Below are 23693 nucleotides of genomic sequence, written 5' to 3' on the forward strand. Positions count from 1 at the left end.
TTTCTGCTCAAGAAGATAAAAGAATGAACTGTATAACCGTTATTTATCCATTTAAGGCCGTTCATTATGACAAGATCTTAATTGATAAGCCATTACAATATTTCAATGTACCCTTCTGTTCCATTCACACGAATTCGTTGCCCGTCTTTGATTAGTCTGGTAGCATTTTCAACTCCAACAACTGCAGGTAAGCCATATTCACGCGCTATAACTGCTCCATGGGTCATCAGTCCACCAACTTCGGTGACTAGGCCTTTTATGGATACAAACAATGGTGTCCAGCTAGGATCAGTAAAGGAAGTGACTAATATATCTCCAGCTTCTAGATCAGCATCTTCCATGTTTAAGATGACACGTGCTCGCCCCTCTATCACTCCGGAGGAAACAGGTAGACCTACAATCGCTCCGGCTGGGAGATTTTCTCGTTTGTACTCGCCTGTCATGATTTCACCATCAGACGTGATAACACGTGGTGGAGATAGTTTTTCATATAATGTATACTCGTCTTTTCGTTTGCTTATGATTTGGTAATCCAGTTTATTTGTGCGTACGACTTCGTGAAGTTCTTCAAAAGTGAGATAGTATATATCTTCTTTTTCATGAATAACGCCTACTTTTACGAGTTGTTCGGCTTCTTTCAGTAAAGCTTGCTTATAAACGAAGTAGCGATGAACCATGCCGTATTTTGGATATTCCCGATAACCGATGAAATTCCGGATGATGTCGATCATTCGTTTGGTTTCTTTGGCTTTTTGTTCACCATCCGGTAATTGCTTCAATCGATCTAATAACTCTTGTTCTTTCTTCAAAGCCTCCTGTCGCCCTTGCTCAAATTTCCGATGGCTGGCATTAGGCTCAAAGTTTTTGATATTATTAAGAATCATTGGGACGAGCGTAGTTGGTTTTTCGCTCCATCGAGTTCTTGTAATATCAATTTCTCCGGCACATCGCATTCCGTATTTGTTGAGATAAGCATAGATAGCGTCTTGGACTTTCTGTCCACTTTCAAACTCAACCAGCTCATCCAAAAAGTGATCATTTTTTACATGCTGTAAATAAGCAATTACTTCTGGATAAGGACGTATCACGTCTGCGACGTCCAATAGCGCAAGACCCATTTCTGAAGTAATATTATGAGGTACAGATTGAGAAAGCGTATCTGCTGCGTTTTTTTCGCCTAACCACTCGTTCATTTTTTCGTTAATCCATGATGTAGCATTTATAGCAGCCATAAACACAGCCGAACTTTGTGGGTCAAATAAGATCTTCTTTAATTGCTGGATATCTTCGAGAATAAAATCAAACAAATCCGATCCCGATTTCGTTTGGATGTTTTGTTTTAACTCTTCTATCGATGTTTGACTACGCTTAATCAAATCAGAAACGATTGTTGGATCGTTCTCGAATTGTGCCAGCATATCTGTATTATTACTTCGGTTGGGAATCGTTGCTGTTTTATCATTTGGTATCGACTTAATGAAATCTCGCCGCTCAATTGTGGTCATAAGTGCGTCTTTTAAGAGCGGATCGTGTTGTCCCATGCCATTTAATAAAAATTCTCTGCTGTCAGGTGATGCCAGATTATGTGTGACATCAACAAACAACCTTCCACCAGCTTTATGCATGGGTGCAGAAGTCGTCAACAGAAAAAAAGACAATCCCAGTGGTTTTATGGGATCCGTCATCATTTGTTGATGACCAACAGAGATATAGACGTGATTTTCTTGATCACTCGCTTCAGGGATGGGGTATAAAGTTGTGATTGGACGACTCTGGACAATATAAAAAGTATCGTCAACAAAACACCATTCGATATCTTGCGGGCAACCAAAATGAGCTTCGATCTGTCTCCCGATGCGTGCCAGTTGTAAAATTTGTTCATCAGTCAGTGTTTGAGTCTTTTGCTGATTCGGATCGATCTGCTGTGTTTCTGTTCCTCCTTCTTTTCGTCCATAGATAGCCAATTTTTTGGTTGCTATCATCTTATCGACGATTTGCTCATCCTGTACTTTATAACAATCGGCAGATACCAAACCAGAGACCAGTGCTTCACCAAGTCCAAAACCGGCATCAATGGATAACACCTTTCTGTTGGAAGTAATTGGATCAGCGGTAAATAAAATCCCCGAAGTCTGTGGGAAAACCATCCTTTGAATGATAACGGATAAATAAACTTGGGTATGGTCGAATCCATTTTGCATGCGGTAGATTACCGCGCGATCCGTAAATAGGGAAGCCCAGCATTTGCTGATATGCAGCAAGATCGCTTCTTCGCCGATAATATTTAAATAGGTATCTTGCTGACCGGCAAAAGAGGCATGTGGTAAATCTTCAGCAGTCGCACTCGAACGCACGGCATAGGCATGTTCCTCGCCAAACTGGGAGAGATAGTGAGCAACTGCTTTCACTACATCGGAAGGAATTTCTACTTCCATAATAATTTGTCGAATCTTTCTGCTGATTTTGCCAATTTGATCTCGATCCTCAACTTTTAGCATGGCCAATTGATCCAACAACACTTGTAACGTTTCGTTTTGTTCGATGGCTTTTTGATATCCTACTGTTGTGACACAAAATCCTTCTGGTACTTGTAGACCTTGAATTTTTGATAATTCCCCTAAATTTAACCCTTTTCCTCCAACAAGCAAATGCTGTGTTTTTTCAATTTCATGAAAACCAAGAACCAAAGAACTCATTCTACATCTCCCCTTCAAAAATAATAATTGACAAAGAGCTTTCCAGCCTGATATAATAAAAATATAAGATGGATATCTATAACTTTTTATACAGAAAGCACACGTAGTCTGATTATATCACCGTGTCTATTTTTGTGCAATATAAAAAGAACCTAGGCTATTTCACCAGGTTCTTTTTTAATTTCCCGCTACCATTAGTCACAAAAAAACTCGGAACTTTATTCTGGAGAAAGAACATGAAAAGTATTTACAAGAAAAAATGACCAATAAACAAAGCAAAATCTAACTTTTATTCTTGTATTGTTTCCATATTCAAATTGATTTTTTATAGACAATATATCAAAGGTTTTATAACCAAAGAACCTGCATTTTGCAAGCCCCTTTCACGTTGTCAATATATTTGAATTTTTAACGACAAGGACATTTATGTATAAATATCTCCTGTAAAGTTTGCTCTCTCAAGGGAGTCTTGCTCATCCCCTAATGAAAGGGGGTAATGCTATGTCAATATTCCAGGCATTAATGCTAATGTCTTGCATTCGAGTCGTTTATACTCGCCCTGTTGACGTATATAAATAAAAAATAGGCCTCCCTTGAGCCTCAGAACCTAAAGGGATAGGTCTACCAAGAAACCACATCGAGCAATCCCTTTGATGGGCAGCTTTTTGTACAGAGCCGGGGTGTTGGCAGCACCCTGGTCTTTTATGTTAAAAAGAAGGTTCAGAAACTAAGTCAAAAAATAAATGAAGATATCGATACTAACATGCCTATTGAGAGATCCTAGGCATTTTTTGTGCAATAAAGAAAGACCCAGATCAAAAAGTCTAGGGTCATACTGGTTCCTTCTATTCGCTTTGATATTTAGTACGTTTTCATTGTTTTAACTGCGTTTATGACACTCTTAAATGTACACTTCAGGTCACACTTGGGGTCACACTTGGGGTCACACTCAGGCCATAAAATGACTTTTACCGGTTTCAAATCATCCATAACAAACTAATCATTGTACAGTAATCTACCCTATTTCTCTTCATTTCATATTTTCACAGCAAATTCAAACATAAAATAACAAAGTACTCCTTGCATTTCCTCATCCGTCATGCTATATTCATATAGCGATGAGCTGAATTGTATAAGCCGATGTACATGCCCTTTGCGGCACACACGAATGTGGCGTGTGGTGCATCGCCTCAATACGCAAAGACGTTTGCCTCTTAGGCAAACGTCTTTTTTGTGTTATCCGATTTTTGTTCCGTTTGGTAATGGTTGTTCAGGCTGAAGCAGGACGACATCGCCTTGGCCGGGAATGCCGCCGAGGACTAAGACTTCGGATTTAAAACCTGCGATTCGGCGCGGCGGGAAGTTCACGACAGCGATAATTTGTGTGTTGGTCAGTTCTTCTGGGCAATAGCGCTTTGTGATTTGCGCGCTTGATTGTTTAATGCCCATATCTTCTCCAAAATCAATGAACAGTTTAATCGCCGGGACTCTTGCTTCAGGGAACTCTTCCGCTTTGATAATGGTGCCAGTTCTGATATCCAGTTTTTCAAAATCTTCAATTACAGCCATCATTATATCTCCTTTTTCTTACTATTTTAAAAGAGACACCTGCTAAATGTTTAACCAAAAGCTCATATTTTTTTATCTGAATGAAAGGTATTCCGGTACATTCGGGGTGATACACCTGTACTTTTTGCAAACCATCTTGTAAAAGAAGAAAGGTTTTGAAAGCCAAGCGCTTGACTCACGACAGTCAGCGTAACATTTTTCTCAATCAGCATCCGTTTCGCTTCCTCAAGACGGAGGTCAGCTATATAGGCTTGAGGGGACTTACCGGTTTGTTTCTTAAACCAGCTTGAATAGTAAGCTGGGTGATAATGTTCAATTTTCGCCAGCTTTTGTATTGTCAGCGGCTCAGACAAATGGCTATGGATGTATGCGATTGACGCATGAGTATGGGTTTGCAGTTTTTCTTTTATGTATTGAACAAGCAAATGGAGCGTGTGCGCTGAGCGTGTGTTTGCTTCCTCTATTAATAAGTGCCTGATCGAAGACCAAAAAGGATCGATTGCAGCTTCAATCCCTGCGGCTGCATGATGCTCCTCAATTTTCATCGCCTGAAGCGGCACATCCAGCACAAGACATTCATTTCTGCCAATAGAGCGGAACCGATGCTCGCACTCTGGAGGGATATATAAAAATTGATCCGGCTTTAATTTGACCTGCCGATCCTCTGTTTCAAGATCGATATTCCCTTCAAGGGGAAAAAGAAATTGGCTGTACGCGTGCTTATGTGAGGAATAAAGGCGTGTATATGTCCGTTTTTCACAGATAATCTCTTGAAGCGAATTCATCAGCCATCCTCCTTTTTGATCCGGTAATGGTGTTCCGATATAGGCAAGAACCCGATTTTTTTATACAAAGAAACGGCGGCTGAGTTTTCTTTCATCACTTGCAAGTACATATACTTAGCTCCATGGTTCATTGACCATTCAGTCAGAGCCCTGATGACTTGAGTCCCTGCCCCTTTTCCTCTATGTTCCTTTGCTACTACAACGTTGCTGAGTCCGCCATAGCCATCGATAACGGAAGCCGTGCCCACTGCTGTCAGGCTGCCTTGGTCATACATAGTGAAAAAGGTTTTACACGGCTGCATTCGTTTGAAAATGCTTGTATAGCCGCAATGCCGTTCGGGTGAAAATTCTTCCAATCGGATAAAATCATCAATCCATGAAGACGATGGCTGTTGCTCCCACTTATATGTAAATCGGCTGTTGTCAAAAGTACGATCTAAAATATCGCAGCATGATGCTGTCATCTGAAAACATTCATCAATCTTTTCATATCCGCTGTCTGCCAATGCATCATCCAGTCCTTCCGGAGATGCGTCACTGATTTGAATACAAACGGGCAGACCTAAACTTTTATAGAAATGCTCGATCTCTTTTTGGTAATCTCCTTCTGGCATGTCCGCCGATGTCCATACGCTGTTCGCCCGTTTGGTTACGCCAAAGTTCGCTCTGAGAAGCCATTTCCCCATTCTTTTTTGAATATAAGACGGCCATGATGCTGCCGCTAATTGCTCAATTTTGTCAATATCATGCATCGCCTCTTGCCTCTCCCTTATATATACTGCATGATATATTATACAATATTCAGAAATATAAGATATATATTATTTAGTTTACATAATGCTTTTATTGTTTATTGACAGACCCGATATAAATAATCGAATTGAAAATGCTAAGCTGTCTGAAATATCTTCCTTTAATTCAAACGCTTCTTTTCCGATTAAAGTCGCGAATCCGTGCAGCAAGCTTCGCAGCCCTCTTGTTGCATGGATTACAGTCTGTTCGTTTGCATAACCGCTGTCAATAAGCAGTTTCGTGACAAGCCGGACAATCTGGTTTGACAGGCTTTCAGCTCTTTCATCTTGAATTTTAAGCAAAGTCGCTTCATAATAACCCGGATTTTCAACTGCAAACCCAACATATGCATCGCCTAAAGTTAGCAAGGCGGACTCCCCCTTCTGTTCTTTGACGGAATCAGCCATCTGATCAAAAAGCCTTGTCAAACCGCTAACGGCAAGCTCTGTTCTGATTCCCTGCAGCCCGCTTATGTGATTATACAGAGACGGGGGCCGTACATTCATTTTTTTAGAGAGTGCGGCTAGCGTCACGCCGTTTATTCCTTCCTGATCAGCAATCTCTGCCGCCGCTTCTATAATCATCTTTTGATGTAATCCTGCTCTCGGTGACATGTTCAGACCCCCTTCTTTGCTTTTTGAATTGCTAATTTCATCGACTGTTCTGGTGAAGCAAGGAAATTCCCATGTCCGACCGCAAGACAGCTCGGCGCCTTGTCAACAAGCCATTCCGCGCTTTTTACAGCAGCCTCCTTATTCCAAGTGGCGAAGGCAGGAAAAGGAAATGTCCATCTCATTTGGCCGGAGACGGCTATTCCCCCGCGTAATTGAAATGCATCCCCAGCTATTACAATTCCGTTTCTTGTGTCCAGAAACGACATGCTTCCCGGGGTATGACCTGGGGTTGAAATCGCAATTAGAGAACCGACTGTTTCGCCACCCGCCAGCAAAACGTCAGGCTTTGTTTTGATATTTTTTGGAATTCCTCCTTTTATAGGCGTCTGCGGTTCATCTTTCCGCAAAGAAACATCACCTTTTAACAAGAATGAATCACGCTCGGATATGACAACCTTTGCATGAGGAAAGGCTTGGGACAGTGCATCCAGCGAACCGACATGATCACCGTGCGCATGAGTCAGTAAAATGTGTTGTAACGGTTTTCCCAGCTGATTCACTGCTTGGATAATCCCTTTATAGCTGTTCGGAAGACCAGTATCAATTAAGGTTACTTCATTTTCTTCCTCTACAAGATAACAATTGACCGGAAATAATGTCGGATAAAACGTCAGCTGCCGCACAGTTTGATTCTGAATGATTCTCATATGATATTCCTCCTGAATAAAAAACTAATGGTGTTAGTTTTATTATTAACTAATACCATTAGTTTTTCAAGAGTGTTATACCAAGTTTATGGCGACAAATATTTTAACCTGCGCCCGCTGCGGTGAAAGCGCACTTTGATCATACTGCTCAAGGTCTCCCGAAAACGTACGCAAATGGCGTTTGTCCCAAGTCCAAATTTCCTTCCATGTGTCGAGTACAATGTCTTCAATAGGACCGATTCTTGAAGTGAAAACAGCATAAGCGGAAGCCGGTAAATATATATCCTCATAAGGTTCCGGAAGTATGTCGCTATGCTCGGTAAAAGCGCCGACAGAAAATGTGTAAAACCCATTCTCCTGCTGTTCGTAATGAGAGTATAAAGCGATAATGCTCTGATCCTTTTTATCAGGCGGGAGTAACACGCTCGTATCCTGCTGCCAAAATTGATTCCATAAGAGCGGGATTTGTCTTTTTTCCGTCAATTCCAATGCATTGCTTGTTCTTTGTGACAGCCCTGAAAAGCGCTTTTGTTCTAAATGTGTCATATGTGAATAGCTCATATGATACCTCCTTTTCACCTAGATTATAAAAGAAGAAACCTGACAGCATTGTGTCAGGTTTCATATATTTTTTGCATATGAAAAATCGTTTCTTTTACCTTTTCCCGGATATGAAGGGGTTCCAGGACCTCAATATCCTTGCCAAATTGCAGCAAGAAACCGATCAGCCATTGATCCTCAGGCAGAGATATCACCGCTCGGCAGGCTTTATTTTCATCCAATTGAAGGACATCATTTCCAAACCATTCACTTATACGCTGATGCGCACCGGGCTGGACAAGAATGACCAGTTCAGTTAAACGATCCTTTCGATACCAATTCGCATCCCAAGGCAGAGTCTCCAGCTGTATGTCTTTTCTCTTAAATGATTGATGTAAAACAGTCAGATCTTTCATCCGACTTAATTTAAAAAAACGGAAATCGTTTCTAACCAGACAGTAGGCGTATAAATACCAGCGGCCTGTCTTGCACACCAACGTGTAAGGCTCTGTTTCACGGAGAAGTGTTTCCCCGTTTGCATTTGTATATGTAAATGATATGGTTGACGACCGATCGATTGCATCACTGATGTTTTCTCGAAGCGCTTTTTGGTCCTCTGTTTGTCCCCATGCCGTCATGTCAATAAACCATTTTTCCGTTTCACGCTTAAATGCCTCTGCGGCCTGGTCAGGTATGAGATGTTTTATTTTTTGATAAGCCGCGCTGTGAGAAGCGGGTTCATACATCGATGAGACGCTCTGCAAAGCGGAAGCAATAGCAAATAGCTCCTCTTCTTTCAGCCACTCTCTTTCAAGCCGATACGTTTCCATCACACTGATCCCGCCCCCGGCACCTTGTGAGGTTACAATCGGAATGCCCGCTCTGCTGATCGTATCAATATCTCGGTAAACCGTTCTGACTGATACCTCAAACAAATCAGCTAGCTCAGCAGCCTGCACTTGTTTTTTGCTGATTAATAACATCACCATCGCTAACATACGTTCCAGTTTCATTTTTCGCACCTTGTCTCCTGCTTTTATTTTCCAATATTATCATACCATTTTATGAGGCTTGGGCATATCTATTATGCAGCCTAAAGGCATCGTGCATATGTTATGAAAACAGGGGCCTCCCCTTCTTTTTTTATGGTCATTGTTTATTTAGACTACTATTTCAAAACGGATAAGCATACACTTCTCAACGGAGGGGATATCACATCATGCATCTTACACTTCAAAGCGTTTATCCTGTCGTGATTATCGTCTTTTTTCTGTATAAAAAAATCAAGCGATCCATCGGATATCAGCCGCTGAAGCCTCGCTGGCTTTTTACTCGTATGATTCTTTTTTCAATGTTTGCATTCGGTCTCACCATCTTCAGCCTCATTCATCCTTTTTTATACGGATATTTCATTATCGGCATTCTCGGCGGATGTCTGCTGGTTTTTTTCGCCAGGAAAAATCTCTCCTTTGAAAAACGCAGAGGAAAAATTTATTTTCGGACTCATATTTGGGTAGAACTTATTCTGCTAACCCTATTTCTATCGAGATTTCTTTATCGTGTAACAGAGCTGTTCCTTGCCGCGCCTGATTTACACAGCCTGGGATCTTACAGCCAGTCTATCGGAACTGATCCTTTCACGATTGGCGTCTGTTTTCTGATCGCCGTCTATTATATCGGTTTTTCCTCTATTGTCATCAAAATCAGCAGAAACGGACTGGAACAAAATGGGCACAGTAAAGAAAAAGACATCCTTGCTTAATCGCGACATGCGGCAGCAAGGATGTCTTTTTTAATCGTGTCTTGTATGATGGATCATTTGCTGAAGCACATCTAATACATGCTCATCCTCGGGAGAATAGTAGATTGATGTTCCTTCTCTGCGCGATTTCACGAGCCGTAGATTTTTTAAAAACCTGAGCTGATGGGATACTGTTGATTGCAGTAAATTCAGTTTCTCAGCGATCCCGTTCACAGCATGTTCACCCTGAGAAAGCAAATGGAGAATTCTGATTCTGGTAGGATCAGAAAGCGCTTTGAAGGTTTGTGCGACTAGAAATAAAGTTTCTTCGTCCAAATCGGTCACCGTTTCATTCGCACGGTCCGTTTCTCGAAATTCAGTCATGTGTCTCACCTTTCTTATTTCATAGTTTTATCTTATAACAAATGACCTTTCATGCAAACCTGTCTCTTCTTGTTCCAATTTAATCTCATAGTTTAAATTTATGTTTCAAATCAGGTTTTCACTTGGTCTGGTATACGTTCTGTGTCATAATGAAAAAGTCATACTGCTGCAAACATTGAGGGTGAAACACAGTGAAGAAAAAGAGAAAAGGCTGTTTCGCTGCTGCGGGTTTTATGATGATTTCTGTCTTTGTCATGGCCTCTTTTTTATTGGTCCTGCTTTTGTTCAACCGCGATTTAATCAAAAAACTTCCGATTGACACGAAAACAATTGTCCTCGAACGTTTAACTGACTATAAACCGCTGGTTGAGGACGAGCTTGAAAACCGGGGACTCTCCAATTACACATCGCTGATACTCGGCATGATGTATCAGGAGTCAAAAGGAAAAGGCAATGATCCGATGCAGTCCTCTGAATCTCTAGGGTTAAAGCGTAATGAGATAACAGACCCTCAACTCAGTATTAAACAAGGCATCAAGCAATTTACCCTCATGTACAAAACCGGTAAAGAAAAAGGTGTGGATTTGGATACGATTATTCAAAGCTACAACATGGGGGCAGGTTATATTGATTTTGTAGCTGAACATGGAGGAACGCATACTGAGGAATTGGCAAAACAATACTCCGAGCAGCAAGTCGAAAAAAATCCCGGGCTCTATACTTGCGGAGGAAATGAAAACAATTTCCGTTATCCGTATTGCTACGGTGATTACACGTACGCGGAAAAAGTAAAAGAAAAAACGAAAACTGTTGAAAAATCTTTACAAGTTGCAACACTTGAAACCATGGAATCAACGGCTCATTAAAGGAGCCTGTCAATTTACTGACAAAGCCCAAAACGATATTTGGGCTTTTGTTATGTTTACAAACCTCAAAAAAGCCATACAAAGTATGGCTTTTAATAATACGGTGATATCATCAAATATACAATAACGCCTGTAAGGCTGACATACAGCCACAGCGGCATTGTCCATCTGGCAATTTTTTTATGGCGCTCAACCTGCATGCTGAAGCCTCTGATCAGCGTAAACAGCGCAAGCGGCACGATGATTGCAGAAAGGCAGATATGCGTAATTAAAATAAAGAAGTAAATCGGACGCATAATACCTTCTCCGCCATACAGCGTATTCTCCGCAATCGAATGGTATGTGACATAGCAAATCAAAAACAATAATGTTGTCGTAAAAGCAGCTAAAATAAAGCGTTTATGCGCCTTAATGTTTTTTTGTTTAATCATAATCAGTGCCGCCAACAAGAAGATAAACGTAAAGCTGTTGAATATCGCATTCAGCATTGGCAAAATGTGAATATTCGCATGGCTGAACTGATCTAATTTAGGCATAAAAAACAGCACTGCGATTAAACCGTTAATCAGAACTGTCAGTGTAAGGACAATTCCAGTATAATTTTTCGGTTTATTTTCTGTTTGATTCATTTGGTGACCTCTCCTAATTTGTACTGGCTATCCAAATCGTATGCAAATTCAACGGAGATGTCAACGTTTTCGTTAGCTTCGTCAGAAATTAGACACACTTCAGAAGGCCGGCGCTTTAATAGCACCAGCCTTTTGGTTTATGCCTCTTGCATTAAATGGTCAACAACCTTATGTTCATTTTCATTCAGCAAATTTTTTTGGATTTTCGAGTGAATGGGTTTGTTCATATGCTGATCAAGGATGTCAGCCGTTTCTTTATCACCGGCAATGATCATCCGCTCCCATTTTTTTGCCGCGGCCTTTTGGTCGAGGTTGGCCGCCAGCCGCTTGTACAGTCTCGTTTGATTCTCCGTTACATGATTCTTCATTTGTTCCTCTTCTAATGAAGCCGATGTGGTTTTAGAAGACTGGCTGCTCTCCCATGATTCATTGATTACGTCATATTCATAATGTTCCACCGCTTCAATTTTGCCTAAAACGGTTTCTATAATTTTCACTTCATTTTGCTGCGTTAAAATAAAAGCCGTGCTTGGATACGTTTTGCGCAAATTCTCCAGTTGATCAAGTACAGCTGTCTCTTCCCAGTAAAATTTTGTTTCAACAGGAATTTGAAGCTTGATCGCTTCCCATATACCGCTATTCGAAACAAAAAACACGAGGCTGCGCGGCATGTTTTTTCCTATTCCGTTAAGGTGCTGATAGATTTTGTCCGTGATTGCATTCAGACACTTTTCTTCCTCCGGGTCACTTGCTGCCAGATATTCTTTTAATCTGCCGAACCCTGACTTAAGGGCTATTTTCCATTCTCCCCCTTGCTGCTCTGGATCCCTCATATCTGTGTTGAGATATAACGAGAGAATTTTGTCCGGGGGTTCCAATTGGACATAACGCAATTTCTTAATCAATGAATCAATCGGCATTCATATTCCTCCTTTTGCAACGGGTTACTTTTCTTTTTCCTCTCTTAAAACCAATCAAACCTTCCTTGCACTAAATTCTAGTAATTATGGATTTATCATTTACAAACGCCTCTTCTATCTACTACAATTGGTTACTGTGTTTCTAACTTTTTTTGAAAGGGGTTTGATTTTGATTACCACTAAGGAAAAAAACCGCCAAGAGCTTGAAGAAGAGCTGAATCATTTAGAATTTCAAATTTATCGCATGCAGGAAAATATAAAGGATCTATCGAAAGATGCCAGAGTGCTTGGTATTGATCAATCGAAAGATGAAGATTGGATGATTGTTTCCTCGATTGATGATGGCCAAACATGCAAAATTATGCTCACAGATTGTGAAACAGCTTATAGAGGGAAAAGCTGCTTTTCACTTGTAGCATCCTATCAGGACGATGCCATTCATATTGGGGATATTAAAGGGCCTCCGAATTACGGCTTCGGTTCTATTTGTATGAAATATTTAAAAGATATTGCCAGAGACTGCAATATCCCGAAAGTTACCGGCGACATAGCCAAACGGGATTGGAATCATGTGGACAGACTCATTCATTTTTATGAAAAGCATCAATTTGAAGTATCCATTGACTACGATACACAATCAGGAAGCATTAAATGGACGGATTTCTAAAAAAGTCTGGAAGAATATGCCGAGATATGCTGTAATGGTGTAAAACTGTTTAGGAGGACCTGAAGTGTTTGCACCCAAACTGAAACCGGGAGACGAAATTCGAATCGTGTCTCCCGCCACCAGCATGTCCGTATTAACAAATGAAGCAAAGCTGCACGCAAAAACGACATTAGAACGATTGGGTTTTCGGGTGACCATTGCTGAACACGCAGAGGAGTTAAACGAATTCCAGTCATCCTCTATCGAATCAAGAGTAAGTGATCTGCACAGCGCCTTTTTTGATCCCAATGTCAAAGCTATTTTAACAACACTCGGCGGATTCAACAGCAATCAGCTGCTGCGTTATCTTGATTACGAGAAAATCAAACAGAATCCAAAAATTCTTTGCGGCTATTCCGATATTACGGCTCTCGCCAATGCCATTTATCAAAAAACCGGTCTCGTTACATATTCAGGTCCCCACTTTTCTACATTTGCAATGAAAAAAGGATTGGACTATATAAAAGATTATTTTCTGGCTTGCTGCGCTTCGGATGAAGCCTTTGAAATCCTGCCATCACAAGAGTGGAGTGATGATCAATGGTTTTTAGATCAAGAAAACAGGCACTTTCACCCTCATTCCGGTCCTATTGTGATCCAGGATGGTTATGCTGAAGGCACATTGATTGGCGGCAACCTGTGTACACTTAATTTGCTGCAGGGCACGGAGTATTTTCCTGAAACAGAAAATACAATTTTACTGATTGAAGATGATTATATGTCAGACGCAAATATGTTTGACCGCGATTTACAATCGCTCATCCACCTCCCTTCTTTTTCAAATGTAAAGGGGATATTGATCGGCAGGTTCCAAAAAGCATCAAACGTATCAATAGATCATGTAAAAGCCATGATTAGATCAAAAAAAGAATTATCCGGCCTCCCCGTCATCGCAAACATAAATGCCGGGCATACCTCTCCAATTGCCACGTTCCCTATAGGGGGAACATGCAGGATTGAAGCTGTTTCGGGTACATCACGAATATGGATTGACAAACATTAAACGGCTTGTAAAATCTTTTACAAGCTGTTTTCACATCTGCACGTCATCTCTGTCCACATGACAAATGTCATATATGATGCATGATGTGTGCTACTACAAAGACATCCTTCTCTTTCGTATACTTAAGCGAGACACACAATGAGAGGATCCTTTACTATGACTGAACCAACCCTTAAACACAAACAAAAACTGCTGACAAAGCAAGTCGCTGCTTTTGCTCAGCCCGAAACAAAAAACAGTCTGATTCAGCTTTTAAACACGTTTATCCCTTTCTTCGGACTTTGGTTTCTTGCTTATTTCAGCCTCAATGTCTCCTATCTTCTTACTTTAGCATTAACAGTGGTTGCCTCAGGGTTTTTGACAAGAATTTTCATTATCTTTCATGACTGCTGCCATCAATCATTTTTCAAACAAAAGCGCTATAACCATATTCTCGGCTTTCTGACAGGTGTTCTGACTTTGTTCCCTTACCTTCAATGGCAGCACAGCCATTCGATTCATCACGCGACCAGCAGCAATCTGGATAAACGCGGAACAGGTGACATCTGGCTGTTAACGGTAAACGAATATATAGCCGCATCTAGACGCACAAAACTTGCATACAGACTTTATAGAAATCCGTTTATCATGTTTATTCTCGGACCAATTTATGTTTTTCTGATCACCAACCGCTTTAACAAAAAAGGCGCAAGACGTAAGGAGCGCGTGAACACGTACCTTACAAACCTGGCAATTGTGTCATTGGCTGCTGTTTGCTGTCTGATCTTTGGCTGGCAATCGTTTTTGCTCGTGCAAGGCCCTATCTTTCTGATCTCAGGTTCAATCGGCGTGTGGCTGTTTTATGTACAGCATACATTTGAAGATTCTTATTTTGAAGCAGATGAAAACTGGAGCTACGTTCAGGCCGCTGTGGAGGGCAGTTCATTTTATAAACTCCCGAAACTCCTTCAATGGCTGACAGGCAACATCGGTTACCACCACATTCACCATTTGAGCCCAAAGGTGCCCAACTATAAGCTTGAAGTTGCTCATGAACATCACGAACCATTAAAAAACGTACCGACAATCACCTTAAAAACAAGCCTGCAATCACTCGCCTTCCGCCTTTGGGATGAAGACAAAAAACAATTTGTGTCATTTCGGGGTATCAAACAAATATCTTTCCGCCTTCCGCCTGATTCAACAGAAAAACAGAAGCTGCGGGAGAACGCCTGACTATTAGGAGGTCTTCTTATACAACAAGAAGGCTTCCTTTTTATTGTTCGGTGGTGCAATCTGGCTTTCACAATGGTAAAGTTACATTTAAGATGAAAAGCTGAAAATGAGGTTATATCATGATCAAAAAGCATTTTACATTTCAAAAAATAAGCGGGATCACACCTTATATATGGACAATATTTTTCATCCTGCCCTTCTACTTTATATTTAAATCAACTTCTACAGTTGTTATTATCGTCGGAATTATCTTGACGCTTTTATTTTTTTCGGTTTATCGATTTGCTTTTGTCTCAAAAGGCTGGGCCATTTATTTGTGGGCGTTTCTGCTAATCGGCATTTCAACAGCCTCCATTACGCTGTTCAGTTATATTTATTTTGCTTTTTTTATCGCGTATTTTATTGGAAACATAAAAGAACGCGTCCCTTTCCACATTTTATATTACGTACATTTAATAAGCGCAGCCGTCGCAGCGAATTTCAGTCTTGTGTTAAAAAAGGAATTCTTTCTGACACAAATTCCTTTTGTAGTCATTACCCTCATCAGTGCAATTTTATTGCCGTTCAGTATCAGAAGCCGCAAGGAGCGCGAACGGCTGGAAGAAAAACTTGAATTTGCAAATGAACGGATTGCCGATTTGGTAAAATTAGAAGAAAGGCAGCGGATTGCCCGCGACCTCCACGATACGCTTGGTCAAAAGCTTTCTCTTATCGGTTTAAAAAGCGACTTGGCGAGAAAATTAATATACAAAGATCCCGAACAAGCAGCGCGTGAGCTGAAAAGTGTTCAGCAAACAGCGAGAACTTCTTTAAATGAAGTAAGAAAAATCGTATCCTCTATGAAAGGCATCCGGCTCAAGGATGAGATCATAAACATCAAACAAATTCTCGAAGCAGCTGACATTACATTTATCTACGAAGATGAGAAAATGCCCGAAAATATCTCTTTGCTTAATGAAAACATTTTGAGCATGTGCTTAAAGGAAGCTGTCACAAATGTTGTCAAACACAGTCAGGCTAAAACATGCCGAGTTGATATTCAGGAGCTCTGGAAGGAAGTTGTTATTACAGTGTCTGACGATGGAACATTTCAAGGAAGAGACACGTGCTTTTCAAAAGGACATGGCTTACTCGGTATGAGAGAGCGTCTTGAATTTGCAAACGGGAGCCTCCACATCGACACCAAAAACGGAACCAAGCTTACCATGACGATTCCTAATAACTCAAAATAAACAAAAAGGATGGCTTACATGATTAGTATATTTATTGCGGAAGATCAGCAGATGCTGCTGGGCGCTTTAGGATCACTATTGAACTTAGAAGACGATATGAAAGTTGTCGGCAAAGGAACAACCGGACAGGATGCTGTCGAATTTGCAAAAAAACATCAGCCCGATGTATGCATTATGGACATTGAAATGCCCGGAAAGACGGGGCTTGAAGCTGCTGAGGAATTAAAGGATACAGATTGCAAAATTATTATCTTAACCACTTTTGCCCGCCCCGGCTACTTTCAGAGAGCCATTAAAGCCGGCGTTAAAGGCTATTTGTTGAAGGACAGTCCCAGCGAAGAGCTCGCGAGCGCCATCCGAAGCGTCATGAACGGAAAGCGTATCTACGCACCTGAGCTGATGGAGGATATGTATAGCGAGGCCAACCCTCTCACAGATAGAGAAAAAGAAGTGCTCGAACTTGTGGCTGACGGAAAAAACACAAAAGAAATCGCCCAAGAACTCAGCATTAAAAGCGGGACGGTGCGAAATTATATCTCCATGATTCTGGAAAAGCTTGAAGTGAAAAACCGTATAGAAGCCATTACGCGCTCAAAGGAAAAAGGCTGGTTTAAGTAAAAGAGGATCTTGGCATATGTCCAAGATCCTCTTTTGTTCATCTGCTACTCCCCACGCTGAAACAGGAGATATGTTGCCGCTCCAAGAATGAAAATAACACATCAGCCGTTCATTGTTCATTGGCATATCATCCACCTCTTGATGATAGCTGTATAGCTCTATGGCGCGTATAAAACAAATGGTGCGATGACATGGATACAATTACGAGGGCAACAAAAATGCGCCCTGATTTGACAATTTCACCTTTACCATCGTCTGGCTTGAACATTGGCTTGTATATATTTAATGTAAACAAGGTAACTATACTGTTTAAAGCCCCCTTGAAAGAGCTTAAAATCGCCCTGAATAAAATAGCGGCAAAAACACCGATAAGCGACGCTGGCATTAAGTCGACGATCAGTCGAGGGTTTACAGTGTCAGCATTTCTATTCCGAAGCCATACAAATGAAAAGGCTGTCACTCCCGGAACTACTATATAATACACTCCGATGCCCTTCTGTCCTTCATCTGAATGTTTAGCGCCTAACTCACGCTGAACAAATTGCATGGTTCATAGAACAGGTGATTCACTAATAAACCTGTTAAAATCGTCTGCCAGTATACATCTGCCGAATTACGAATATCGATTTTATGTAATGCAGTCAGTCTTGCAATTCCGCTCCCAAAGCTGCCATCTTCGACTGTGAGAACACCGAGAACCACAATAAAAAAACCGCCTAAAATTAAACCAATTCCGTATATCACATCTGCTAAAAGCAGCTGCTATCAGCCCGCCAAATGTATGCAGTCGTTACGCAACATGAAGGAAATCAGCTAAACCGCCATGAACGTGCTGATGCCAAACGTCTCCGTAAAGCGGAAGACAAGAGTCTTGAATACAGCTGCTGGAATGAAACAGCATAACCTATGATCAAATCGCTGCTCCAAAAAATCAGGTATCGCCATGACTCCTGTTTTTAAGTAACGCGGGCGGCGCACTTGCTTCCCAAGACATGCTGTCATAGAGCCCGCGTAGCTTTGCCCATTTAACCCTGCCATCAGCTCAGTTGATAAATTCGTTATAAAAGCGAGCTTTCAATATATAAAACAGTGAGGCTCCTCCCCTAAGAAATAACGGTTAGAGTATGAACGATACAATAATCAAAGCAAAAGCCAGCAACACCTTCTGCAAAGACAGTAGATGACAGGAGCGTTTACCTTCTATTCATCGAAATCAGAAAGAGCACAATTTTTCTTTTATCAGCATATTATGTTTTACGTCTCTAAAAAAACAAAAAAAGGACACGAGCTTAGAGCTACATGTCCTTTATCTTCATCTATTCTATTAATTTAACACTTTTACACTTACTGTTCTGACGCCCCAATTATGTGCATCACTTTTGTTTGGTACAAATACGTCAATTTTATTTCCTTTTATTGCGCCGCCAGTGTCTGCTGCTGTTGCTTCTCCATAACCTTCAACATAGACTTTAGAACCTAGCGGAATCACGTTTGGATCAACCGCAATAACTTTAGCATTCGGGTTCTTGTTTAAGTCGATGCCTGTTGCTGTAACGCCGGAAATGCCGCCGTCGTTAGCAGAGTAAGCAGTAGCAGTAACAGTTAGTTCTTTTGCCGCTTCTTGTTGATTTGTATTAGATTCAACAGCCTTTTCTTCTGTTTTAATAGAAGTTTCTGCTGCAGCCTTTGTTTCTTGTTTTGGTTGCTGTTGAACAGCTTCTTGTTTAGGTTGCTCTTTTTGCACAGCCTCTTGTTTTGTTTCAGTTTGAGGTGCGCTTGTTTGCGCATTCTCAGTCACTGTGTTTGCTGCTGTTGCCTGACCTTTTACTGAAAGTGCAGATCCAGCATAGATCATGTCAGAGCTTAAGTTATTCCAAACTTTCAGGTTGTTAACTGTCGTACCGAATTTTTGAGCAATCTTAGAAAGCGTATCTCCCGCTTTAATTGTATATTGCCCAGAAGTGGTTGTTTCTTCTGAAGAAATGGTCAGTTTTTCTCCCGCAATGATTGTATCAGAAGTTAACTTGTTCCATTCTTTTAGGTCCTTTAGGTTCACTCCGTTTTTCTGAGAGATCCCCCAGAGCGTATCACCCTTTTGCACCGTGATTTCTTTTGCAGAAGCGTGAGCTCCGAATGCAGTTGTTGAAAGTGCTGCAACTGCTACAAAGGACATAATCGTCTTCTTCATAAGTAAATCCTCCCTTGTTAGCTTTTTATTGGCGGCTAACAGGTGATATCGTAACACATGTAAATGTCAAATCAATAACAAAAAGATATGATTTAGATTACAGTTCCTTTACATGAAGGATTTCTCTCCGTTGGAAAGTCTTACTGAACCCTTGATATAATAGGCTTTTCAAGTCTTTTAAGTTCGGGTCAAAAAAAAAAAAAGAAAATGTGTTTTTCAAAGAAAAAAAGGTTGATTTATGCTTTTTTTGAGTCTGTCACCTGTACATAAGCTTGTATTTCTTCTAAAAAAAGCCGGCCATATTTTGCTCTTTTTTGTTCTCCGACTCCTTTTATAGACAAAAGTTCCTCATCATTTACAGGCTGTTTTCCTGACATATCTTTCAGCGTCTGATCAGAAAAAACGACAAAAGGCGGAACGCCCTGCTCCGCTGCAATTTGCTTGCGTAAGGTGCGCAGCCGTTCAAACAGCTCGTCATTTTCTGTAATGGCTTCTGCTTTTAATGTTTCTTTTCTCGCTACAGATAATTCGCCTCTCAGCACATTTCTCCCTTTGCCGCTTACAAAAAGAGTCGGAAATGTTCCATCTGACATCCTAATAAAGTCGTCAGCAATCAGAAATTCAATGAAGTCGCTGATTTCACCAACTGATTGGTGCTTTAATATTCCGTATGTTGAAAGGCTGCTAAAGCCGTTTTCGAGCACTTTTTTATTTTTTGATCCAGCGAGCACCTGGGCAACCATCGTCTTCCCAAAACGTTCATTCATGCGAATGATACACGATAAGACCATCTGCGCTTCTCTCGTCACGTCATGGGCTGTTCTTGTATCTGTGCAGTTTCCGCACTGTCCGCAGGCTTCAGCCTCCTTTTCTCCGAAATACATCAGAATAAATCGCTGCAGACAATCTTCCGTATGGCAGTAGTCAACCATTTGCCGCAGTTTTTTCAAGTCCTGCTTTTGCTTCTCTTCATTTTCCGATTGCTCGATTAAAAAGCGCTGCACCATAATATCCTGCGGAGAAAATAAAAGCACACATTCACTGTCGAGGCCATCCCGGCCAGCTCGTCCCGCCTCCTGATAGTAGCTTTCCATATCTTTCGGGATTTGGGCATGAAGAACAAACCTGATATTTGATTTATCGATGCCCATGCCGAAAGCAGATGTGGCAACCATGACCTGCAGCTCATCGTTCAGAAACCTTTCCTGCTGTTCTTTTCTGACTTCGTCCTGTAAGCCCCCATGATACCGCCCTGCGCTGATCTGATTTCGTTTTAATCGCTCATATATCCGATCTGCTTCTTTTCTTGTCGCGGTATAGACAATGCCTGCTTCATGTTTGTTTCTTTTTACATACTCTTCAATAAAACGATCTTTGTTTTCCCCTTTTGCAACTTTTAAAGTCAGATTGTCACGGGAGAAACCGGTATACACCGTATTTTCTTTTTGAATATGCAACTGGCTGCATATATCATCATGCACCTCAGGTGTTGCTGTTGCCGTTAATGCGATAATGACGGGTTTGTCATTTAACTCACGAAACAGAATTTCAATGTTTCTGTAGCTTGGCCTGAAATCATGGCCCCATTGAGAAATACAGTGCGCTTCATCTATTGCTACTAAAGGAACGTCAATGCTTTGCAAAATACGAATAAATTCTGTTGACGTTAACCGCTCTGGTGTAATGTAAAAAAGCTTATAAGCTCCTTCTTTCAGCCCGTTCAGCCTTTCATATATCTCTTGATTGGTTTGCGTGCTGTTGATGTAAGCAGCTCTGATTCCCGCTTCTTCAAGAGCATCAACCTGATCCTTCATTAAGGAAATTAACGGTGAAATGACAATAGTTGTTCCTTCAAATATCAGTGCCGGAATTTGATAGCAAATTGACTTCCCCCCGCCCGTCGGCATGATGCAGGCCGTATTTTGTCTCGCTTCTGTCACCGAACGGATGGCTTCCTCCTGCCCTCTGCGCAGCTTTTCATAACCGAAATAATGCGCCAAAAGAGATTGGGCTTTATGTAACATAACGTGTAACCCTCGCTTTTCCTTCAATTTCTCCCATCATATCACAAAAAATAAACCTGCATTTCTTCTCGGATGGAAATTGAATTTTCGATATAAAAATCCTTTTTTAGATAAAATAAAAAGCCATTTCCATAAAGGAAATGGCTTTCGCTACATCTTGCCGTATGCAAGTAAGAAAGTTTTAAACCACCACTCCTCAAAGTGGGTGTTTGCAGAAACGTTCCTGTCGTCCTCTACAATGGAGGCATGACATTCCGGCTTCGATATAAAACTCCCTATTACAGCTTAAAGGTTAAAACTTAATTAACAATACGTACAAAGTAGCTTCTTTTATATAGTACACCATCGGACATATTTTATCAAGGGGTAGATCAATTGTTCAGAAAAACTTTTTTCCGTCCATAAAACTGTTTTTTCGCTAATATATCTAATGATTCGACAAACAAAAAATATATTACAATAAAAAACGACGCTTTTTAACGGCAAGAAGTTATCACTTTCTTCTATATAATATGTACACGCAAAAAAACTCCTATCTCACGGATAGGAGTCTTCATTCATTAAAATTTAATAGCAAGCTCTTTCGCTTCTTGTAAACCTTTTTCAACAATTTCTTGTGCTTTATCAGGCGCTGCATTATGTCCCTCGATGACAACTGTGTGCAAGTCTTGAACACCCCAGAAACCAAGAACTGTTTTCATGAAGTTTAATGACATTTCTAGTGAAGCCATTGGTCCTTCTGAATAAACGCCGCCGCGCGCGTTAAGAAGTGCAACTTTTTTGCCGCCCATTAAACCAACTGGTCCTTCTTGTGTGTATTTGAATGTAACGCCTGCGCGAGACAGATAATCCACATAAGTATGAAGCACTGCTGGCACTGTAAAGTTCCAAAGCGGGAATGCGAACACCACTTTATCAGCTTTTACAAATTGGTTCAGATATTTGTCAGCTGTTGCAGCTTGTTTTTTCTCTTCCTCAGTCATTTCCATACCTTGACCTGCTTTAAATGTTCCGTTAATCATATCTCTTCCAAGGTAAGGAAGGTTTTCTTTATGAAGATCTAATTCAATCACTTCATCATTAGGGTTGTTTTCTTTATATGCAGCTAGAAATGCTTCGTATAGTTTAACTGAAACACCTTCTTCAGCTGTACGGTCACTTGATTTTACAAATAAAACTGTAGACATTTGTATTCCTCCCGGTAAACTTTTTATATTAACTTACAAATAGTATGTTACTTTCTTTTTTATGCAAAGTCAATCACTTTATTTCGAATATGAGATTTTTTCATAAAAAAAAGCAAGTACACTTCATATCGGTGTACTTGCTTGCCATTTTCAGTTTGAATCCTGCTCACGATCTAAAATCTCATACGTTTGAGAGCTTTTTTGATCAATTGTTTCTTTATTAGATAGATCTTTGACCTGTTCATGAAACTCCCTTTCGAATGACGGAGCATCCGTTTCCAAGTCATCCTCTATATCAGCTTGGGCTTCCACTGTCATTCTTGCGTACGGAACAGCTTCCAATCTTTCGTATGGAATGTCTTGACCTGTTTTTTCACAAATGCCGTACGTTCCGTCTTTTATCTTTTGTAAAGCGTGATTAACTTCCTCCAAAAGCTCCCGGTCTATTTCTTTTACCGTTTGGTCTGTCATGCGGTCTGTTACAAGTGTTCCGTGGTCAGCCATATGGTTATCGACCCCATTAGACAGCTCTCCTACTTCTTCAGTCATTGATTGTGTTTTCTTTTTTTCGCCAGACAATTCTTTTTGCATATCAAGCAATTTATGGTAGAGATGCTGAGTTTGTTCTTTAGTCAGTGCCATGTGTATCCTCTCCTTTTTTTCTCTGTTCCCAGTTTTGAATACTGACAAACCAAAAAAAGTGTTTTTATGGCACAAAAAAAAGCCAAACCATTCTTTGGAGACGGCTGGCCTCAGTCAGTTTATTCAGCTGCATAAATACTTTGTCAGCACCGCTTGCACTTCGCTTAAATCGGTATCTTTCGCAAATTCTAATTCAAAGGTTTTGCTTCTTGTCATTAATAAAAGTCCAGTATCGGGATCAAACATTCCCGCTTCTTGAATGGCAAAGCTTTCAATCGTTTTATATGGAAGAAATACACGAACCTTCTTTTTAGAAAACACCTTATTATCAAAGAAAATGATACGTTTGTTTGTAAAACAAATTTGGTCAACCCGGAGCTTATAAATCGATTCTATTCTTTCCCCTTCAACGAGCAAAGCTTCAAGCTTCTTTGCGTCAGTTGATCTGCTAACAGAAAAAATACCCAATGAAGAACCCCTCTTTCTGCATTTATCTATTTTTCTTATGACGAGATTACATTAAATAAAATAAGTCCTTTATCCCTATATAAGAATACGACATAGAAGACATTTAAACCATTACGAACAGATTACATTTTTCAAATTTTTGATTTGTTTCTTGTCTTTTGAATTGT

The 23693-nt window shown here is 40.6% G+C and carries 26 protein-coding genes and 1 other RNA gene; 7 read left to right on the forward strand and 20 right to left on the reverse strand.

Annotation, left to right across the window (positions count from 1 at the left end; all coding sequences use genetic code 11):
- Positions 1-92 precede the first annotated feature (92 nt).
- The 8 genes from ppsA to MTN95_RS16005 all read right to left on the reverse strand — a co-directional run bounded on the left by ppsA (position 93) and on the right by MTN95_RS16005 (position 8716).
- A complete protein-coding gene (gene ppsA, locus MTN95_RS15965; protein WP_248338939.1) occupies positions 93-2696 on the reverse strand; it encodes a phosphoenolpyruvate synthase in 2604 nt (867 codons plus the stop codon).
- Positions 2697-3932: 1236 nt separating this feature from the next.
- Entirely contained in the window at positions 3933-4265 is a 333-nt protein-coding gene (gene csaA, locus MTN95_RS15975; protein WP_248338942.1) for a chaperone CsaA, read from the reverse strand.
- A gap of 62 nt (positions 4266-4327) precedes the next feature.
- The gene (locus MTN95_RS15980; protein ID WP_248338945.1) at positions 4328-5050 is read right to left on the reverse strand and encodes a helix-turn-helix domain-containing protein; all 723 of its coding nucleotides are present in this window, start codon (positions 5048-5050) and stop codon (positions 4328-4330) included.
- Complete coding sequence (locus tag MTN95_RS15985; RefSeq protein WP_105955045.1) at positions 5050-5802, reverse strand: GNAT family N-acetyltransferase; 753 nt, start codon at positions 5800-5802, stop codon at positions 5050-5052. Before MTN95_RS15985 ends, MTN95_RS15980 begins: the two co-directional genes overlap by 1 nt.
- Before the next feature lie 78 nt (positions 5803-5880).
- Positions 5881-6456 carry a TetR/AcrR family transcriptional regulator gene (locus MTN95_RS15990; protein ID WP_202853545.1) on the reverse strand — a complete coding sequence of 192 codons (576 nt, stop codon included), beginning with the start codon at positions 6454-6456 and terminating at the stop codon, positions 5881-5883.
- Between the two features lie 2 nt (positions 6457-6458).
- On the reverse strand, positions 6459-7163 hold the full coding sequence (locus MTN95_RS15995; protein ID WP_248338947.1) for an MBL fold metallo-hydrolase: 705 nt from the start codon (positions 7161-7163) through the stop codon (positions 6459-6461).
- Between the two features lie 75 nt (positions 7164-7238).
- Positions 7239-7724 (reverse strand): GyrI-like domain-containing protein, encoded by a 486-nt coding sequence (locus MTN95_RS16000; RefSeq protein ID WP_248338949.1) that lies wholly within the window; start codon positions 7722-7724, stop codon positions 7239-7241.
- A gap of 53 nt (positions 7725-7777) precedes the next feature.
- The gene (locus MTN95_RS16005; protein WP_248338952.1) at positions 7778-8716 is read right to left on the reverse strand and encodes a helix-turn-helix transcriptional regulator; all 939 of its coding nucleotides are present in this window, start codon (positions 8714-8716) and stop codon (positions 7778-7780) included.
- A 206-nt stretch (positions 8717-8922) separates the two neighbouring features.
- Here MTN95_RS16005 and csk22 point away from each other — a divergent pair, with 206 nt between their 5' ends.
- Positions 8923-9465 carry a mother cell-specific sporulation protein Csk22 gene (csk22, locus tag MTN95_RS16010; protein ID WP_248338954.1) on the forward strand — a complete coding sequence of 181 codons (543 nt, stop codon included), beginning with the start codon at positions 8923-8925 and terminating at the stop codon, positions 9463-9465.
- Between the two features lie 30 nt (positions 9466-9495).
- Here the strand turns inward: csk22 and czrA are convergent, their stop codons facing one another.
- Positions 9496-9828: a Zn(II)-responsive metalloregulatory transcriptional repressor CzrA gene (czrA, locus tag MTN95_RS16015; protein ID WP_024121707.1), complete on the reverse strand. Its 333-nt coding sequence runs from the start codon at positions 9826-9828 to the stop codon at positions 9496-9498.
- A gap of 191 nt (positions 9829-10019) precedes the next feature.
- On the opposite strand from czrA, the gene MTN95_RS16020 reads away from it, so the two are divergent.
- The gene (locus tag MTN95_RS16020) at positions 10020-10694 is read left to right on the forward strand and encodes a lysozyme family protein (protein WP_024121708.1); all 675 of its coding nucleotides are present in this window, start codon (positions 10020-10022) and stop codon (positions 10692-10694) included.
- Between the two features lie 92 nt (positions 10695-10786).
- Here MTN95_RS16020 and MTN95_RS16025 read toward each other — a convergent pair whose 3' ends face one another.
- Both MTN95_RS16025 and MTN95_RS16030 read right to left on the reverse strand, forming a co-directional pair.
- On the reverse strand, positions 10787-11323 hold the full coding sequence (locus tag MTN95_RS16025) for a DUF420 domain-containing protein (RefSeq protein WP_003231280.1): 537 nt from the start codon (positions 11321-11323) through the stop codon (positions 10787-10789).
- 137 nt (positions 11324-11460) lie between these two features.
- Positions 11461-12243, reverse strand: a complete 783-nt coding sequence (locus MTN95_RS16030) for a VLRF1 family aeRF1-type release factor (RefSeq protein WP_227599374.1) — start codon at positions 12241-12243, stop codon at positions 11461-11463.
- Between the two features lie 169 nt (positions 12244-12412).
- Between MTN95_RS16030 and MTN95_RS16035 the strand changes: the two genes are divergently transcribed.
- The 5 genes from MTN95_RS16035 (at position 12413) to desR (ending at position 17017) form a co-directional block, all read left to right on the forward strand.
- Entirely contained in the window at positions 12413-12910 is a 498-nt protein-coding gene (locus MTN95_RS16035) for a hypothetical protein (protein WP_024121710.1), read from the forward strand.
- Positions 12911-12974: 64 nt separating this feature from the next.
- Complete coding sequence (locus tag MTN95_RS16040) at positions 12975-13952, forward strand: S66 family peptidase (RefSeq protein ID WP_248338956.1); 978 nt, start codon at positions 12975-12977, stop codon at positions 13950-13952.
- Between the two features lie 156 nt (positions 13953-14108).
- On the forward strand, positions 14109-15167 hold the full coding sequence (gene desA, locus MTN95_RS16045; protein ID WP_248338959.1) for a Delta(5) desaturase DesA: 1059 nt from the start codon (positions 14109-14111) through the stop codon (positions 15165-15167).
- 119 nt (positions 15168-15286) lie between these two features.
- Positions 15287-16399 carry a two-component sensor histidine kinase DesK gene (gene desK, locus MTN95_RS16050; RefSeq protein WP_248338961.1) on the forward strand — a complete coding sequence of 371 codons (1113 nt, stop codon included), beginning with the start codon at positions 15287-15289 and terminating at the stop codon, positions 16397-16399.
- Positions 16400-16417: 18 nt separating this feature from the next.
- Positions 16418-17017 carry a two-component system response regulator DesR gene (gene desR / locus MTN95_RS16055; protein ID WP_044155563.1) on the forward strand — a complete coding sequence of 200 codons (600 nt, stop codon included), beginning with the start codon at positions 16418-16420 and terminating at the stop codon, positions 17015-17017.
- A 127-nt stretch (positions 17018-17144) separates the two neighbouring features.
- On the opposite strand, the gene MTN95_RS16060 is transcribed toward desR, so the two are convergent.
- The 9 genes from MTN95_RS16060 to MTN95_RS16100 all read right to left on the reverse strand — a co-directional run bounded on the left by MTN95_RS16060 (position 17145) and on the right by MTN95_RS16100 (position 23526).
- Positions 17145-17564: a sodium:solute symporter family transporter gene (locus MTN95_RS16060; RefSeq protein ID WP_248338963.1), complete on the reverse strand. Its 420-nt coding sequence runs from the start codon at positions 17562-17564 to the stop codon at positions 17145-17147.
- On the reverse strand, positions 17540-17761 hold the full coding sequence (locus MTN95_RS16065) for a hypothetical protein (protein WP_248338966.1): 222 nt from the start codon (positions 17759-17761) through the stop codon (positions 17540-17542). The genes MTN95_RS16060 and MTN95_RS16065 overlap by 25 nt, the downstream gene beginning before the upstream one ends.
- Before the next feature lie 69 nt (positions 17762-17830).
- On the reverse strand, positions 17831-18055 hold the full coding sequence (locus tag MTN95_RS16070) for a hypothetical protein (protein WP_248338968.1): 225 nt from the start codon (positions 18053-18055) through the stop codon (positions 17831-17833).
- A 286-nt stretch (positions 18056-18341) separates the two neighbouring features.
- The gene (locus tag MTN95_RS16075) at positions 18342-19205 is read right to left on the reverse strand and encodes a LysM peptidoglycan-binding and 3D domain-containing protein (protein ID WP_248338971.1); all 864 of its coding nucleotides are present in this window, start codon (positions 19203-19205) and stop codon (positions 18342-18344) included.
- A 236-nt stretch (positions 19206-19441) separates the two neighbouring features.
- The gene (recQ, locus tag MTN95_RS16080; RefSeq protein WP_202853551.1) at positions 19442-21229 is read right to left on the reverse strand and encodes a DNA helicase RecQ; all 1788 of its coding nucleotides are present in this window, start codon (positions 21227-21229) and stop codon (positions 19442-19444) included.
- Positions 21230-21372: 143 nt separating this feature from the next.
- A non-coding RNA gene (ssrS, locus tag MTN95_RS16085) (6S RNA) lies at positions 21373-21559 on the reverse strand.
- Between the two features lie 230 nt (positions 21560-21789).
- Positions 21790-22416, reverse strand: coding sequence for an FMN-dependent NADH-azoreductase (gene azoJ / locus MTN95_RS16090; protein ID WP_248338973.1), 627 nt, complete (start codon positions 22414-22416; stop codon positions 21790-21792).
- 150 nt (positions 22417-22566) lie between these two features.
- Positions 22567-23058: a TraR/DksA family transcriptional regulator gene (locus MTN95_RS16095; RefSeq protein ID WP_059293268.1), complete on the reverse strand. Its 492-nt coding sequence runs from the start codon at positions 23056-23058 to the stop codon at positions 22567-22569.
- A gap of 123 nt (positions 23059-23181) precedes the next feature.
- Positions 23182-23526, reverse strand: coding sequence for a PH domain-containing protein (locus MTN95_RS16100; protein WP_024121720.1), 345 nt, complete (start codon positions 23524-23526; stop codon positions 23182-23184).
- Between the last annotated feature and the right edge of the window lie 167 nt (positions 23527-23693).

Origin of the sequence: Bacillus sp. 2CMS4F (genome assembly GCF_023161785.1) — a bacterium.
Lineage (GTDB): Bacteria > Bacillota > Bacilli > Bacillales > Bacillaceae > Bacillus > Bacillus halotolerans.

What these genes read in the sequence shown, in the direction of transcription:
- MTN95_RS16000 (WP_248338949.1), bottom strand. Translation starts at nt 7,724, where the DNA reads ATGAGCTATTCACATATGACACATTTAGAACAAAAGCGCTTTTCAGGG.
- MTN95_RS16030 (WP_227599374.1), bottom strand. Translation starts at nt 12,243, where the DNA reads ATGCCGATTGATTCATTGATTAAGAAATTGCGTTATGTCCAATTGGAA.
- MTN95_RS16005 (WP_248338952.1), bottom strand. Translation starts at nt 8,716, where the DNA reads ATGAAACTGGAACGTATGTTAGCGATGGTGATGTTATTAATCAGCAAA.
- MTN95_RS16075 (WP_248338971.1), bottom strand. Translation starts at nt 19,205, where the DNA reads ATGAAGAAGACGATTATGTCCTTTGTAGCAGTTGCAGCACTTTCAACA.
- MTN95_RS15985 (WP_105955045.1), bottom strand. Translation starts at nt 5,802, where the DNA reads ATGCATGATATTGACAAAATTGAGCAATTAGCGGCAGCATCATGGCCG.
- czrA (WP_024121707.1), bottom strand. Translation starts at nt 9,828, where the DNA reads ATGACTGAATTTCGAGAAACGGACCGTGCGAATGAAACGGTGACCGAT.
- desR (WP_044155563.1), top strand. Translation starts at nt 16,418, where the DNA reads ATGATTAGTATATTTATTGCGGAAGATCAGCAGATGCTGCTGGGCGCT.
- csk22 (WP_248338954.1), top strand. Translation starts at nt 8,923, where the DNA reads ATGCATCTTACACTTCAAAGCGTTTATCCTGTCGTGATTATCGTCTTT.
- azoJ (WP_248338973.1), bottom strand. Translation starts at nt 22,416, where the DNA reads ATGTCTACAGTTTTATTTGTAAAATCAAGTGACCGTACAGCTGAAGAA.
- csaA (WP_248338942.1), bottom strand. Translation starts at nt 4,265, where the DNA reads ATGGCTGTAATTGAAGATTTTGAAAAACTGGATATCAGAACTGGCACC.
- recQ (WP_202853551.1), bottom strand. Translation starts at nt 21,229, where the DNA reads ATGTTACATAAAGCCCAATCTCTTTTGGCGCATTATTTCGGTTATGAA.
- MTN95_RS15995 (WP_248338947.1), bottom strand. Translation starts at nt 7,163, where the DNA reads ATGAGAATCATTCAGAATCAAACTGTGCGGCAGCTGACGTTTTATCCG.
- desK (WP_248338961.1), top strand. Translation starts at nt 15,287, where the DNA reads ATGATCAAAAAGCATTTTACATTTCAAAAAATAAGCGGGATCACACCT.
- ppsA (WP_248338939.1), bottom strand. Translation starts at nt 2,696, where the DNA reads ATGAGTTCTTTGGTTCTTGGTTTTCATGAAATTGAAAAAACACAGCAT.
- MTN95_RS16025 (WP_003231280.1), bottom strand. Translation starts at nt 11,323, where the DNA reads ATGAATCAAACAGAAAATAAACCGAAAAATTATACTGGAATTGTCCTT.
- MTN95_RS16070 (WP_248338968.1), bottom strand. Translation starts at nt 18,055, where the DNA reads ATGGCAGGGTTAAATGGGCAAAGCTACGCGGGCTCTATGACAGCATGT.
- desA (WP_248338959.1), top strand. Translation starts at nt 14,109, where the DNA reads ATGACTGAACCAACCCTTAAACACAAACAAAAACTGCTGACAAAGCAA.
- MTN95_RS16095 (WP_059293268.1), bottom strand. Translation starts at nt 23,058, where the DNA reads ATGGCACTGACTAAAGAACAAACTCAGCATCTCTACCATAAATTGCTT.
- MTN95_RS16060 (WP_248338963.1), bottom strand. Translation starts at nt 17,564, where the DNA reads ATGCAATTTGTTCAGCGTGAGTTAGGCGCTAAACATTCAGATGAAGGA.
- MTN95_RS15990 (WP_202853545.1), bottom strand. Translation starts at nt 6,456, where the DNA reads ATGTCACCGAGAGCAGGATTACATCAAAAGATGATTATAGAAGCGGCG.
- MTN95_RS15980 (WP_248338945.1), bottom strand. Translation starts at nt 5,050, where the DNA reads ATGAATTCGCTTCAAGAGATTATCTGTGAAAAACGGACATATACACGC.